At 42.2% G+C, this 12,275-nt stretch carries 18 protein-coding genes and 1 tRNA gene; 13 read left to right on the top strand and 6 right to left on the bottom strand.

The genetic code is table 11. From position 1 onward, the window contains the following. Positions 1–61: 61 nt before the first annotated feature. Both glyQ and NSP_RS06330 read left to right on the top strand, forming a co-directional pair. On the top strand, positions 62–940 hold the full coding sequence (gene glyQ / locus NSP_RS06325) for a glycine--tRNA ligase subunit alpha (RefSeq protein ID WP_006197424.1): 879 nt from the start codon (positions 62–64) through the stop codon (positions 938–940). 312 nt (positions 941–1,252) lie between these two features. Next, on the top strand, positions 1,253–3,610 hold the full coding sequence (locus tag NSP_RS06330; protein WP_006197423.1) for a ComEC/Rec2 family competence protein: 2,358 nt from the start codon (positions 1,253–1,255) through the stop codon (positions 3,608–3,610). A gap of 104 nt (positions 3,611–3,714) precedes the next feature. On the opposite strand, the gene NSP_RS06335 is transcribed toward NSP_RS06330, so the two are convergent. After that, positions 3,715–5,043 (bottom strand): YcjF family protein, encoded by a 1,329-nt coding sequence (locus tag NSP_RS06335; RefSeq protein ID WP_006197422.1) that lies wholly within the window; start codon positions 5,041–5,043, stop codon positions 3,715–3,717. A gap of 171 nt (positions 5,044–5,214) precedes the next feature. Here NSP_RS06335 and NSP_RS06340 point away from each other — a divergent pair. From NSP_RS06340 to vapC, 4 genes are all read left to right on the top strand, one after another. Beyond that, positions 5,215–5,285: transfer RNA gene (locus tag NSP_RS06340), tRNA-Gly, on the top strand. 104 nt (positions 5,286–5,389) lie between these two features. Beyond that, positions 5,390–5,944 carry a Uma2 family endonuclease gene (locus NSP_RS06345; protein ID WP_006197420.1) on the top strand — a complete coding sequence of 185 codons (555 nt, stop codon included), beginning with the start codon at positions 5,390–5,392 and terminating at the stop codon, positions 5,942–5,944. Between the two features lie 205 nt (positions 5,945–6,149). Then, positions 6,150–6,344 (top strand): type II toxin-antitoxin system VapB family antitoxin, encoded by a 195-nt coding sequence (locus NSP_RS06350; protein ID WP_006197419.1) that lies wholly within the window; start codon positions 6,150–6,152, stop codon positions 6,342–6,344. Further along, entirely contained in the window at positions 6,341–6,742 is a 402-nt protein-coding gene (vapC, locus tag NSP_RS06355) for a type II toxin-antitoxin system VapC family toxin (RefSeq protein ID WP_006197418.1), read from the top strand. Before NSP_RS06350 ends, vapC begins: the two co-directional genes overlap by 4 nt. Positions 6,743–6,938: 196 nt before the next feature. Here the strand turns inward: vapC and NSP_RS06360 are convergent, their stop codons facing one another. From NSP_RS06360 to ndhC, 3 genes are read right to left on the bottom strand one after another with little or no spacing between them, the layout of a single operon-like run. Further along, positions 6,939–7,466: an NAD(P)H-quinone oxidoreductase subunit J gene (locus tag NSP_RS06360; protein WP_006197417.1), complete on the bottom strand. Its 528-nt coding sequence runs from the start codon at positions 7,464–7,466 to the stop codon at positions 6,939–6,941. After that, the gene (locus tag NSP_RS06365; protein WP_006197416.1) at positions 7,459–8,199 is read right to left on the bottom strand and encodes an NADH dehydrogenase subunit K; all 741 of its coding nucleotides are present in this window, start codon (positions 8,197–8,199) and stop codon (positions 7,459–7,461) included. The genes NSP_RS06360 and NSP_RS06365 overlap by 8 nt, the downstream gene beginning before the upstream one ends. After that, a complete protein-coding gene (ndhC, locus tag NSP_RS06370; protein ID WP_006197415.1) occupies positions 8,190–8,552 on the bottom strand; it encodes a photosynthetic/respiratory NAD(P)H-quinone oxidoreductase subunit C in 363 nt (120 codons plus the stop codon). Before ndhC ends, NSP_RS06365 begins: the two co-directional genes overlap by 10 nt. Before the next feature lie 193 nt (positions 8,553–8,745). Here ndhC and NSP_RS06375 point away from each other — a divergent pair, with 193 nt between their 5' ends. From NSP_RS06375 to NSP_RS06400, 7 genes are all read left to right on the top strand, one after another. Then, positions 8,746–9,093 (top strand): rubredoxin, encoded by a 348-nt coding sequence (locus tag NSP_RS06375; protein ID WP_006197414.1) that lies wholly within the window; start codon positions 8,746–8,748, stop codon positions 9,091–9,093. Between the two features lie 91 nt (positions 9,094–9,184). Next, the gene (locus tag NSP_RS06380) at positions 9,185–10,204 is read left to right on the top strand and encodes a photosynthesis system II assembly factor Ycf48 (protein WP_006197412.1); all 1,020 of its coding nucleotides are present in this window, start codon (positions 9,185–9,187) and stop codon (positions 10,202–10,204) included. Positions 10,205–10,322: 118 nt separating this feature from the next. Further along, entirely contained in the window at positions 10,323–10,571 is a 249-nt protein-coding gene (gene psbE / locus NSP_RS06385; protein WP_006197411.1) for a cytochrome b559 subunit alpha, read from the top strand. Positions 10,572–10,580: 9 nt separating this feature from the next. Continuing rightward, positions 10,581–10,718: a cytochrome b559 subunit beta gene (psbF, locus tag NSP_RS06390; protein WP_017803907.1), complete on the top strand. Its 138-nt coding sequence runs from the start codon at positions 10,581–10,583 to the stop codon at positions 10,716–10,718. Between the two features lie 9 nt (positions 10,719–10,727). Continuing rightward, a complete protein-coding gene (locus tag NSP_RS23930; protein WP_172644234.1) occupies positions 10,728–10,847 on the top strand; it encodes a photosystem II reaction center protein PsbL in 120 nt (39 codons plus the stop codon). A gap of 71 nt (positions 10,848–10,918) precedes the next feature. Further along, positions 10,919–11,041, top strand: coding sequence for a photosystem II reaction center protein J (locus NSP_RS06395; RefSeq protein WP_006197409.1), 123 nt, complete (start codon positions 10,919–10,921; stop codon positions 11,039–11,041). Between the two features lie 227 nt (positions 11,042–11,268). Beyond that, a complete protein-coding gene (locus tag NSP_RS06400) occupies positions 11,269–11,694 on the top strand; it encodes an MAPEG family protein (RefSeq protein WP_173403265.1) in 426 nt (141 codons plus the stop codon). A gap of 52 nt (positions 11,695–11,746) precedes the next feature. Here the strand turns inward: NSP_RS06400 and psaI are convergent, their stop codons facing one another. Continuing rightward, a complete protein-coding gene (gene psaI / locus NSP_RS23935) occupies positions 11,747–11,857 on the bottom strand; it encodes a photosystem I reaction center subunit VIII (RefSeq protein ID WP_071839278.1) in 111 nt (36 codons plus the stop codon). A gap of 197 nt (positions 11,858–12,054) precedes the next feature. Next, positions 12,055–12,246 (bottom strand): hypothetical protein, encoded by a 192-nt coding sequence (locus tag NSP_RS06410; RefSeq protein ID WP_006197406.1) that lies wholly within the window; start codon positions 12,244–12,246, stop codon positions 12,055–12,057. Positions 12,247–12,275: the final 29 nt, after the last annotated feature.

Here is a 12,275-nt window from a genome sequence, read left to right on the forward strand (position 1 = left end):
ACAGTGCTAGGTTGTAGGCAACAATGGTTTATGCACTTTGCTGTTTATGGGAGGGTAGAGCGTGAATTTTCAGTCTGTCATTAGTTTGTTGCATCAGTTTTGGGGTGAACGTGGTTGCTTAATTGCCCAGCCTTACGATATTGAGAAGGGGGCGGGTACTAAAAACCCTCATACATTTTTAAGGGCGTTGGGGCCCGAACCTTGGTCTGTTGCTTATGTTGAACCATGTCGTCGTCCTACTGATGGCCGTTACGGCGAAAATCCGAATCGTTTTCAACACTATTATCAGTACCAAGTTCTGATTAAGCCGTCACCGGATAATATTCAAGATATTTATCTAGATTCTTTAAGGGTTTTGGGCATTCGTCCAGAAGATCACGATGTTCGGTTTGTGGAAGATAACTGGGAAGATGCGACGGTGGGCGCTTGGGGTACTGGTTGGGAAGTCTGGTTAGATGGGATGGAAATTACTCAATTTACCTATTTCCAACAGTGTGGGGGAATTGATTGTCGTCCTGTATCTATTGAAATTACTTACGGGTTGGAGCGACTGGTGATGTATCTCCAGCAGGTGGAAGCTATTACTAAGATTGATTGGACGGACACTATTACTTATGGTGATGTTTTTCTGCAAAGTGAGATTGAGCAGTGTACTTACAATTTTGAAGGGTCAAATCCTGAGTTGCTGCTAACACTGTTTAATTTATATGAGCAGGAAGCTAGTCAATTGACTGAGCGTGGTTTGGTTGTACCGAGTCTGGATTATGTGATGAAGTGTTCGCACACGTTTAATTTGCTGGATGCTAGGGGTGTGATTTCGGTGACTGAGAGAACTCGTTACATTGCGAGGATTCGTCATTTGGCTCGGAAGGTGGCTCATCTATATGTTGAGCAACGGGAAAAGTTGGGTTTTCCTTTGCTGAAGGGGATAGCAGTTTAAGTTTGGTCATGTATAGGAGGAATGTGGATTTAATAAAATACGGAACCTCACCCCCAGCCCCTCTCCTTGGTAAGGAGAGGGGAGAATTTAACGACTTTTGAAGAACTACAAATGAGTTATTAGCGGGCAATATGCCCGCTCTACAAGAGATTTGGGGATATTGTTTTTATTTGGAAGTCTCTCAATCAACTGTAAGTTATGTCCGCTTAAGCATCAATAGAAGTTTGTGGAGTTCTCTTAATTGTTTAGCATTCGGGGTTTTAAGGGCTAAAGTTCTTACTACGAACAAGTAAGTTTTTTGATGAGTGACTTATGATTCAGACAAGTGGTGTGTTTATCTGTCTTGGGTTTATTCTGGGATTGCTGTTGACGGGTGTTCCTGGGGGTGGGTTTTGGGTTCTGGGTTTTGGGGTTGTGGGAGCAGTTTTGTTTGGAAGACGCAGATTAGGGCGATTTGCTCAAAAATCTGAAAATGCTGGTGGTAAAACTGAGGGTGTTTCTAATATTTGGCAAAATGCTCCCCATCCTAGAATATGGCTGGTTGCTGGGTTGGTGGGGTTGTTAGCAACTTTCTATTTTCAATGGCGATCGCCACAACCAAATGAAAATGATATAAGTACGTTTATTGCTTCAGAAAATAACGGTAATCAACAACAATTGGTGATTGTGCGTGGGGAGGTGGCGAGTAATCCCCGTTTGACTCGCAGCCAACGAGGCCAATTTGTGTTAGCAGCTACTCAACTGGATGAGGTTAAAAATGAAACTGGCCCGGTAGATGTTTCTAAGGGTGTGACAGGTAAATTATATGTGACAGTACCAATACTTCAGGCTACTGGGTTATATCCTGGTCAACAAATTGCGGTGACTGGAGTTTTATACAAGCCGAGAACTGCATCAAATCCTGGTGCTTTCGATTTTCAGAAGTTTCTCCAGCAACAGGGAATATTTGCTGGTTTGACTGGCAGACAGATTAATGTTCTTGATCAGTATGATGAACGTAAATGGGGATGGTGGCAAGTTAGGCAACGCATTGTGCGATCGCAAGTTCGTTGGTTAGGTGTTCCAGCCGGTCCCCTGGTTAGTGCAATGGTTTTGGGTAGTAGGGCGGTTGATTTACCTTACGATATCCGTGATTTGTTTGTGAAAGCTGGTTTGGCTCATACTTTGGCTGCTTCAGGATTTCACGTTTCTTTGGTCTTGGGTTTAATTCTACAGCTGACAAGGCGGGCATCTAAGGGAACACAATTTACTTTTGGCTGTTTGGCGTTAATTATTTTCCTGAGTTTAACCGGGTTCCAGCCTTCGGTACTGCGTGCCGTAATTATGGGTTTTGCGGCGTTAGTTGGTTTGCTATTAAACAGAAAGGTTAAACAATTTGGTTCTCTGTTATTAGCTGCAACTATATTATTGTTAATTAATCCGTTATGGATTTGGGATTTAGGCTTTGAATTGAGTTTTTTAGCCACACTAGGGTTAATTGTCACAGTTCCGGCACTTGTGAAACGCTTAGATTGGCTACCACTGGCGATCGCCTCTTTAATTGCTGTTCCTTTGGCTGCTACAATTTGGACTTTACCTGTGCAACTTTATGTATTTGGGGTTATGCCTGCTTATGGTGTGCTACTGAATATCATCAGTACTCCTTTGATTGCAACCATTAGTATAGGTGGAATTATTAGTGCGATCGCCGCATTAGTTTGGCCTGCGGGTGGCAGCGCTTTGGCTGGTGTATTATATTTTCCTACTGATTGGCTGATTAAATTAGTCGAAGTATTTAGTAATTTGCCGGGTAATTATCTCAGAGTGGGAAGTATATCTACATGGCAGTTATTAGGGATATATGCACTGATTATTTTGGTTTGGCTGGTACGTTGGTGGCAGAAACGCTGGTGGTTTGCAGGTTTAATGGTTATTAGTTTGGTGCTAATTCCATCTTGGTATTATACAAATACATTATTTAGAATCACGGTTTTAGCAGCAGGTACGGAACCAGTTGTAGTCATTCAAGACCGAGGAAAGGTGACATTGATTAATAGTGGTGATCAGGGGACTGGACGTTTCACAATTTTACCATTTCTACAACAGCAGGGGGTTAATCAAATAGATTGGGCGATCGCTAGTAATTTTAAATATCAAGATAGCAATGCTTGGTTGGAAGTGCTGCAAACTCTACCGATTAAAAATTTTTATGAATATTCACCAAATCTAAAAAGTACCACTGCTATTCAGGCAATTCAACAAGAAGTCCAAAAGCAACAAGGAAGTTATCAGCCTTTAGCACCTGGTCAAACTGTAAATACTGGTTCGGTAGTGGCTCAGTTAATTAATGAACAGTTACCTGTTTTACAATTTCAAATTCAAGGGCAAAATTGGCTATTGGTAGGTAATGTTAAGCCTCAAGAAGTGGAACAGCTATATAAGGCGGGAAGCTTGCTGCGTCCGCAAGTGTTGTGGTGTAGCCCTCAGTCTTTGAGAGATTTAGTACAAATGTTTCAACCACAGGTGGCGATCGCTTATAATGCTAACCTTGATGCCAAAACTTTATCTGAATTGAGTAAAAACCAGACACAATTATTTTTTACTAGAGATGACGGCGCTATCCAATGGACACCCAACGGTCAATTTGAGGCGTTTGTTCAAGCAACAGAAAATAAATCTGCGGTTTTTTGATGACAGAAGCTGGTTGCTGAATCAAGAGATGAGTTTTTATCACGCACCAGGCGCAGAGTCGCACCAGAGGAAGAGTTGTAAAAATTGTGTTTGTTTAATGATTTTTAGGTTTTAATACCTTTAAACATTTCCTGTGCTTTCTGAAAAGCCTCTTTCATCACCGCCTGAATTTTCTGTGGGTCGGGTTTTTTACCGCCCATCAAGTCACCAAAATAAACACAAGCGCCTTCTCCCAGCGCCCATGTGTAAGCAGCAGCCCAGGAAGCAGCAATGACGCTACCGAAACCAGGCACAAATTTGATTAACTCTCGTGCAACAGCTTGGGCTAAAAAACCACCTGCGATCGCACTAACAACACCTCCTGCCTGTGATGGCGTTACCGTTTGCCCATATAATTTACCTAGCAGACCTACCATTGAGACTTGCAAGGAAGTTAAAACTGGCATGGTAGCGAATGGTAATGGCACAGCCGCCAAGGCCGCTGCCATAATCGAAAATGGTAGAATGTAACGCCGACCAGCATCCCGGTAAATATCGCCCAGTTGCTTACTGGCTGCATCGTCTAATAACTGATAAATTGCACGGGCTTCTGCTTCTGGAAGTATTTCTGCGAGGGAATCCCGTAATACTTCTAAGCCATAAAATAGAGGATGATAGTCATCTTCTTCTAAAGTGAAGTCAATCAGGACAGAGCGATCGTATAATCCAGCAAAAGCTTCTTCAATGGCTGCAAAGGCTCGCTTGACTTCCTCATAGTCTGGTGGATACTCAGGATGGTCATCTGTACTGGGGGGATAAACTTCATGTAAACAAGTAACAGCCAGTAGACAGGGAATTTCTGGATACTGCTGACGGAGTTTTTCCGCAATTTGTCGCAATGTCTCGGTGGCGAAATCATTGATTTTGACTGTCAAAATCAGGACTCTAGCCCGACGACTCGATTCTTGTAAATCATTAATCAAATCCTGAATTACCGCTTGAGTATCCTGATTTACGTCTCCCAGTCCCACCGTATCTGTGAAAATCAGCAACGGTAGTTCATTAGATGGATAGGCGTAACGCTGGGTATGTTGAGTGTGGGGGCGAAATCCCTGACCCACAATTTCCGCAGATACTCCCGTTAAGCCCCGGACAATAGAACTTTTGCCAGCTTGGGGCTTACCAATCAGCAAGGCCTCTGTGGTTGGGAGTTCGGCTCTAACTGTGGCTAAAATCTCTGCTACCTCAGTTTCACTCACACTAAACCATTGAACTATGGTCTGTGTTACTTGCTCTACAGGTACGAGCTTCACTAAGCGGTTTGTAGTTTTATTCCAGATATGAGTAATACGGTTTGACCAAGGGCTATCGCCCGACTTAGTTTTGCCATCAGTCGGGTCGGTAAATTGCTCATAATCACCTGATTGCCAGTCAGCATCGGATTTTTTGGTCATTTTTCAATACTAGCAAAAATGCTGGAGTTAAAATAGTTTGAAAATTATCTTGTGCAATACAATTATTGTATGCTATAGTTAGTTATGTCTGTGTGCAAGCTAAAAATATATCTAACTTTATGTTTGGTTTGTATATTAAGACATCAAATTAATTAAATATTCTCTGATTTTGCGGGCGTAGTTTAGTGGTAAAACTTTAGCCTTCCAAGCTAATAATGCGGGTTCGATTCCCGCCGCCCGCTTAAGCTAAACCCCCTTTAAGTTAACTCTTGTAGGGGTTTTTTAACATATTGGGCAGGTGTCAGGACGGTAAAATAAATGTAAGAGAATTTGGCAAGGAAAAACGATGAGTACGCTAGTCAAATCAATCAGCTTAGAAGAATTTCTGGAACTCCCTGAAACTAAACCCGCTTCCGAATATATAGACGAAAAAATTAGCCAAAAACCCATGCCCCAAGGAGAACATAGCCTATTACAGGTAGAACTTTGTGAAGCAATTAACAGGACAGCCAAACCTCCAAAAACTGCCCTTGCTTTTCCCGAACTGCGTTGTGTTTTTGGCGGTGCTGCCATAATTCCTGATATTGCCGTATTTCGTTGGGAACGCATTCCCCGTGAAGCATCTGGCAGAATAGCCAACCGCTTTCAAACTCATCCCGACTGGGCAATAGAAATCCTTTCCCCAGACCAAAGTCAAGCCAAAGTTCTCCGTAACCTGCTACACTGTTCCCAAAATGGCACAGAATTATGCTGGTTAATTTTTCCAGAAGAAGCCAGCATTTTAACTATATTCCCAAATCAACGAGTTGAAATGCTCACAGGTGCAGACTCGTTACCCGTTCTCAGCAATATTGATTTATCCCTAACTGTTGAGCAAGTTTTTAGCTGGCTAACGCTGTAATTGCAACTAACATAGAACATAAATACTAAATTAATACTCACACTTCATACCGAAATGAGTACAAATGTTTTAATAATTTAGTTGACAACCTCAATAAATACGCTTTAACATTCAATTAAAAGCTAATTGACATTTGCAAATCGCCTCAATTCAAGTTTAATTGATTATCAAAATATCCTATCCAGAGTATCCATGTAACCCTGTCATGATTAACAATATTGTTATTGATGAAAAACTTATAGATGATGCTATTAAAGCAACTGGAATTAAAACTCAACGAGAAGTTATAGAACTTGGGTTAAAAACACTGATTAAACTAAAAGAACAAGAAAAAATTAAAACTTATAGAGGCAATCTAAAATGGGAAGGCGACCTTGAAGAAATAAGAACAAATCAATGATTCTTGTAGATTCAAGCGTCTGGATAGACTATTCCAATGGCAGGGAAACCCCAGAAACAAATAAACTAGATGGTCTTCTGGGAGTAGAACCGCTTGCAATTGGTGATCTTATTTTAACTGAAGTTTTACAAGGATTTCGCTCAGATAGCGATTATAGAACAGCAAATAAATTGTTAACTTTTCTGACAATTTTTGAAATGTTGGGTGTTAATTTTGCTCTCAAAAGTGTTGATAACTATAGATTTCTCAGAAAGCGTGGTATCACCATTCGGAAGACGGCTGATGTTATTATCGCAACTTTCTGTATCGAAACCCAAAACTCACTTCTATTCAGTGACAAAGATTTTTTACCATTTGTGGAACATCTTGGGTTATACAACGTTTCAACAGAAATATAAAGATTTACTTGGGGCTTAATAGCTTGAAAAAGCCTTAAGATGCTTACATCCACCGAAACAGTAAACTCTCAATCTCCGCGAACCTTTGCGCGAACCTCCGCGCCCCTTTGCGTTAAAAAAACATAACCCCTCTCCGCGACCGGAAAGGGGCTAAAGTGAGTTAAACAAAATTCTCACTGCTGAAACTCAGCGCTAGCTAATAAGCATCTTGCAACTCGTAGAAATCAGGCGAGATATAATCCTTCCGCAAAGGCCAACCCACCCAATCTTCCGGCATCAAAATCCGCTTCAGATTCGGATGACCTTCATAGACAATGCCGAACATATCATAAGTTTCGCGCTCTTGCCAGTCTGCGGTTTTCCAGATCCAGTAAACTGAAGGCACGCTGGGATTTTCACGAGGTAAGAACACTTTTACCCGTATTTCTTCAGGTTTAACAGCATTATCACCGACTTTAATCAAGTGATAGACACTGACTAAATCTTCACCAGGTCCAAGGTCAATACCAGATTGAAACTGAAGGTAATTAAACCCGTAAGCATAAAGGGCTGTAGAAATAGGCAGCAGAAAATCTGCTTCTACTTTAATTATTTCTATCCCAAGCTTATCAGGTTCCAAAGACTCATGATCAAAACCATTTTCCGTTAACCATTGGGAAATTTGACCGGCTTTAACTAGAGACTCTTCTGCTGCTGGTACTGGTTTGGAATCTTCTTCAGCCACGGCGGTTTTGCTCCTTCTCTTGAGTCTTTGCTGTCAGCAGTGCGGGTGGAACTGGCAAACCAATAGCTTCTGTCAATTCCTTGGGTGGTGTGTAGCGAGTTTCTGACTGCAAATATTTACCAGTTAAAATCTGTTCAGTGGGCTTGAGATTGTGAGTTGTGCTGTAGAAACGGTGGGTTTGCTTCAGTTGTCCTCGTTCCTGCATGGAATCGTTAGCTATTTTTTTCCGCAATTTAATAATTGCGTCAATAATCGCTTCTGGACGGGGGGGACAACCAGGCAAGTAAACATCTACAGGAATCAGTTTATCAACTCCACGGACAGCTGTGGGAGAATCCATGCTGAACATCCCGCCAGTAATTGTACAAGCACCCATAGCGATGACATACTTGGGTTCGGGCATTTGTTCATAAAGACGCACCAATTGGGGTGCCATCTTCATCGTAATTGTGCCTGCTGTAATAATTAAATCGGCTTGGCGGGGGCTGGAACGGGGAATGAGTCCGAAACGGTCAAAGTCAAACCGGGAGCCGATTAAAGCGGCAAATTCAATGAAGCAGCAAGCTGTACCAAACAGCAAAGGCCACAGACTCGAAAGCCTTGCCCAGTTATATAGGTCATCAACTGTGGTCAGGATGACGTTTTCTGACAAGTCCTGTGTGATTGCGGGACGTTCAATCGGGTTGATGATTTGCTCTTTGTCTGGGCTTGTTAATTTTGAGTTCAAGACCATTCCAACGCTCCTTTACGCCAGGCGTAGACTAGGGCAACTACAAGAATTGAAATAAAAACTAAGGCTTCAATGAATGCCAAAAGCCCCAAACGGTGGAAGGCAACCGCCCAAGGGTACAAGAATACGGTTTCTACGTCAAAGACGACGAAGACGAGGGCAAACATATAGTAGCGAATATTGAACTGAATCCAGGCTCCGCCAATGGGTTCCATGCCGGATTCGTATGTAGTGCGCCGTTCTAGGCTGTTACCACTGGGTCGCAGGAGCTTGGAGGCTGAAAGTGCAAGGGCTGGAACTAGGCTACAGATGATGAAGAAGCCTAGAAGGTACTCGTAACCGCTAAGGACAAACACAATGAATATCTACCGCTAATGGTGTAAATAAGGCTGTTACTTTCTTTTACATTATATCTGGTTGCTTTTGATGAAATCTGTGAAACAGAACGATATGAGGTATTGATCGTTTTTGCAGATGATGGAAGAGTGTCAAAGTTATGTCATAATTTGTAACGTATATTTAATATTTCTCCTCTGTGAGGATTTAGCCATGAGCGAACAAGCTAAGGAACAAGCTGTTGAAACTCCGGCATTAGACCGTTATGAATGCCGTGCCTGTGGTTATGTTTACGAACCTGAAAAGGGAGACGATAGCCATAATATTGAACCAGGTACTCTGTTTGCTGAACTGCCCATAACTTGGCGTTGTCCAGTATGTACTGCGAAGAAGATTGCTTTTGCCAATATTGGCCCTGTTGGTACTGTGTCGGGTTTTAAAGAAAATCTGGGTTATGGGTTGGGTGTTAACAGAATGACACCAGGGCAAAAAAATCTGCTGATTTTTGGGGCTTTGGCTCTTGGTTTCTTGTTTTTTATCAGTCTCTACGGCTTACAATAAGACCCGTTATCTTTTTTAGCAAGTTTTAGAGGGCTGCGATCGCCACTAAGATCAAAAATTTAGAAAAAAGTAAAAAATACTGATGCATTCAATGGGTATTATGAAAAATTGGCAAAGAATATTTGCCTTGTTGATAGTAGTTTTCTTGTGTATAGGTTGTAGCAAAGTCCCCTCTACCGTCTCTAACCCTTGGGCGATAATTTCTGTACCAACAGACTCGAAGCTGCTGGATATCGCCTTTACTGATAACTCTCAGCATGGTTTTCTCGTGGGTGGCGATGCTACTCTTTTGGAAACAAATGATGGTGGTGATACTTGGAAACCGCTAACACTGGAATTGGATGATCCGAAGTCTCGCTTTGACTCAGTAAGTTTTGCTGGCAAAGAAGGCTGGATTTTGGGTGAACCTTCGCTACTGTTGCATACCACTGATGAAGGTAGTTCTTGGTCACGCATTGCTTTAAGCGAAAAACTACCCGGTAGTCCCATTGCTATTTATGCTCTGGGAGAAAATACGGCGGAAATGGCTACCGATGTGGGAGCGATATATAGAACTCAAGACGGTGGTATCAACTGGAAAGCCCAGGTTGAGGGAGCCGTTGGTGTGGTGCGTAATATTGAGCGATCGCCTGATGGTAAATATGTTGCTGTTTCGGCTAAAGGTAGTTTCTACTCTACTTGGGAACCAGGACAAACTAGCTGGGAACCCCATAACCGCAATAATTCTCGCCGCTTAGAAAATATGGGTTTTGCGGAGAATGGGCAGTTGTGGCTGCTGGCCCGTGGGGGTCAGGTGCAGTTTAGCGAGCCTAATAATCCCGAAGAATGGCAAGAAGCACAAAATCCTGAGTTGGCTACTAGCTGGGGTTTATTGGATTTGGCTTATCGCACTCCTGATGAACTTTGGATAGGCGGCGGTAGCGGTAATTTACTGTCAAGCGCTGATGGTGGTCAAACTTGGGAAAAAGACCGTGATGTGGAAGGAGTAGCGGCTAATTTGTATAAAGTTGTTTTCTTCAACTCTGATCAGGGATTTGTGATAGGCGATCGCGGCGTTTTGCTAAAATACCAACCAAACATTGCCAAAACTTCCTCACCAGAGGCAGGTTAGTGGGATGATAGGCTTCAGTATTCGGTCTGATTTCTGAGAAGGTCGTTGCAACTTGTAACTCTTTCTAAACTTTGTAGGATAATAGACAATAACAATCTTTGTGAAGGTAGGAATCTAAATGTCAGGTACCACTGGAGAACGTCCGTTTTCGGACATTATTACCAGCGTTCGTTACTGGGTAATTCACAGCATCACCATTCCCGCATTATTTATTGCTGGGTGGCTCTTTGTCCAAACCGGATTGGCTTATGATGCTTTCGGCACTCCCCGTCCTAACGAATACTACACACAAACACGGCAGGAATTGCCCATTGTGAAGGATCGTTTTGGCGCTAAACAGCAAGTTGAACAATTTATCGGTAAGTAGTTTGAGATTATGACTAGCGGAAATGACATAAATCAACCAGTTACCTATCCCATTTTTACAGTGAGATGGCTGGCAATTCATACTTTGGGTGTACCTTCGGTCTTCTTTTTAGGCGCGATCGCCGCCATGCAGTTTATTCAACGCTAGGAGAAAATTATGGATAGATCGCCTAATCCGAATAATCAACCGGTTGAACTAAACCGGACTTCACTATACCTGGGACTACTTTTAGTCTTTGTTCTAGGAATTCTGTTCTCTAGTTACTTCTTTAACTAACACAGAGCAAGTGTTGTAAATCTTTGTTCATGAAATCAGTGTTGATTTGTTATTAAGGGAGGAGAAAAGCTGTGTCTGCTGGAAGTGGAAGAATTCCCCTGTGGGTTGTCGCTACAATCGCAGGTTTAGGTGTAATTACAGTTGTAGGTATTTTCTTTTACGGAGCCTATTCTGGAGTCGGTTCTTCAATGTAAGAATAGCTTGATCAGAAAACAATTTAGTCTGGATTTTCGGGCAGTTGTTTAAAAATTAGCATTAACAAACCGCTTGTTTCCTAGAGACAGGCGGTTTGTAATTTGAGTGATCAGGTACTAAGCTAATAGATATCTAAGTTACAATTAGCACAATGTCTGTCTGTAACTACATTCAAGCAAGGTAGTCTGTTACTAGCAGATAACAGGTAATCTCTATGCTTGGAACTATGGGAACCCCTCTTCACTGGTATTCGTTGTGCGTTGTAGCACTATTTCTGAAAATGTTTGCGCTTTCAGCTTATCAAGGATTTTATCGGATCAGCAGACGTGAGTTTGTCAACCCAGAAGACTCCGCAGTATTCAATCAGCCACCTGCTAAGGAGGATTTACCACAAGTCCAACGAGCGGCTAAAGCTTGGCTGAATGACTTGGAGAACATTCCCATATTTATTGGTCTGGGAATAGCGTATGTGTTAACCGAAGCATCGCCTGGGGCTGCAATTTGGTTGTTTTCTGCTTTTACAGGTGCGCGGATACTACATACCTTGATGTATCTTCTCGGTTTGCAGCCTTGGCGAACCATTACGTATGCAGTGGGAATCCTTTGTCTACTAGGAATGAGTTGGAATATAATAAGTGCGCTTTTATACTAAATAATTTAAACGCGAATCCCACGCCTGGAAGACGTGGGAAATTATCAACTAATTAGCTGATATCGTCGCGTTCGATGTATAACAGCAAAAACGCCATTGTCACTGCTGGAAAAACTAGACCAGTCAGAGGAACCAAGATAGAAGGCAAAAATGAAGCTGCCATAGTTAACTTTCCTAATAATTTAGACAATCCTCTAAACCGAGCTTACTGCAAAATTCGCCGGATTTTTGAAATTCTCAAAATTATTAACACAACGCCTGTGTGATTTATAAGGAAGGCAGGCTGAAAACCCTTGAGGAACAGGTGCGTAGCACCGTATTCCGTACTTTAGGCAAGGGATGAAAGCTGCCTGGAGGCGTTTACGCCTCTGTGGTGCAATATTTTCTAATCATCGCCTCTAAATATTCACTAGCGCTTACGTCATTTTTTGCGGCTAATTCTTGCACAGAATACCAAGCGGTATCTGTGAGCATAACGCCTCTTTTCTTCTTTATTTCATTGTATAAAACAGGTGTATTTTTTACCCTTTTCTTACCTTTTCCTGTTGACATAATCAGAACATTCACTTATACTAAATATA

The sequence above is a fragment of the Nodularia spumigena CCY9414 genome (assembly GCF_000340565.2).
In the GTDB taxonomy this organism is placed as follows: Bacteria; Cyanobacteriota; Cyanobacteriia; order Cyanobacteriales; family Nostocaceae; genus Nodularia; species Nodularia spumigena.

What these genes read in the sequence shown, in the direction of transcription:
- NSP_RS06330 (WP_006197423.1), top strand. Translation starts at nt 1,253, where the DNA reads ATGATTCAGACAAGTGGTGTGTTTATCTGTCTTGGGTTTATTCTGGGA.
- NSP_RS06335 (WP_006197422.1), bottom strand. Translation starts at nt 5,043, where the DNA reads ATGACCAAAAAATCCGATGCTGACTGGCAATCAGGTGATTATGAGCAA.
- NSP_RS06345 (WP_006197420.1), top strand. Translation starts at nt 5,390, where the DNA reads ATGAGTACGCTAGTCAAATCAATCAGCTTAGAAGAATTTCTGGAACTC.
- NSP_RS06350 (WP_006197419.1), top strand. Translation starts at nt 6,150, where the DNA reads ATGATTAACAATATTGTTATTGATGAAAAACTTATAGATGATGCTATT.
- vapC (WP_006197418.1), top strand. Translation starts at nt 6,341, where the DNA reads ATGATTCTTGTAGATTCAAGCGTCTGGATAGACTATTCCAATGGCAGG.
- NSP_RS06365 (WP_006197416.1), bottom strand. Translation starts at nt 8,199, where the DNA reads ATGGTCTTGAACTCAAAATTAACAAGCCCAGACAAAGAGCAAATCATC.
- NSP_RS06375 (WP_006197414.1), top strand. Translation starts at nt 8,746, where the DNA reads ATGAGCGAACAAGCTAAGGAACAAGCTGTTGAAACTCCGGCATTAGAC.
- NSP_RS06380 (WP_006197412.1), top strand. Translation starts at nt 9,185, where the DNA reads ATGGGTATTATGAAAAATTGGCAAAGAATATTTGCCTTGTTGATAGTA.
- psbE (WP_006197411.1), top strand. Translation starts at nt 10,323, where the DNA reads ATGTCAGGTACCACTGGAGAACGTCCGTTTTCGGACATTATTACCAGC.
- psbF (WP_017803907.1), top strand. Translation starts at nt 10,581, where the DNA reads ATGACTAGCGGAAATGACATAAATCAACCAGTTACCTATCCCATTTTT.
- NSP_RS23930 (WP_172644234.1), top strand. Translation starts at nt 10,728, where the DNA reads ATGGATAGATCGCCTAATCCGAATAATCAACCGGTTGAACTAAACCGG.
- NSP_RS06400 (WP_173403265.1), top strand. Translation starts at nt 11,269, where the DNA reads ATGGGAACCCCTCTTCACTGGTATTCGTTGTGCGTTGTAGCACTATTT.
- psaI (WP_071839278.1), bottom strand. Translation starts at nt 11,857, where the DNA reads ATGGCAGCTTCATTTTTGCCTTCTATCTTGGTTCCTCTGACTGGTCTA.
- NSP_RS06410 (WP_006197406.1), bottom strand. Translation starts at nt 12,246, where the DNA reads ATGTCAACAGGAAAAGGTAAGAAAAGGGTAAAAAATACACCTGTTTTA.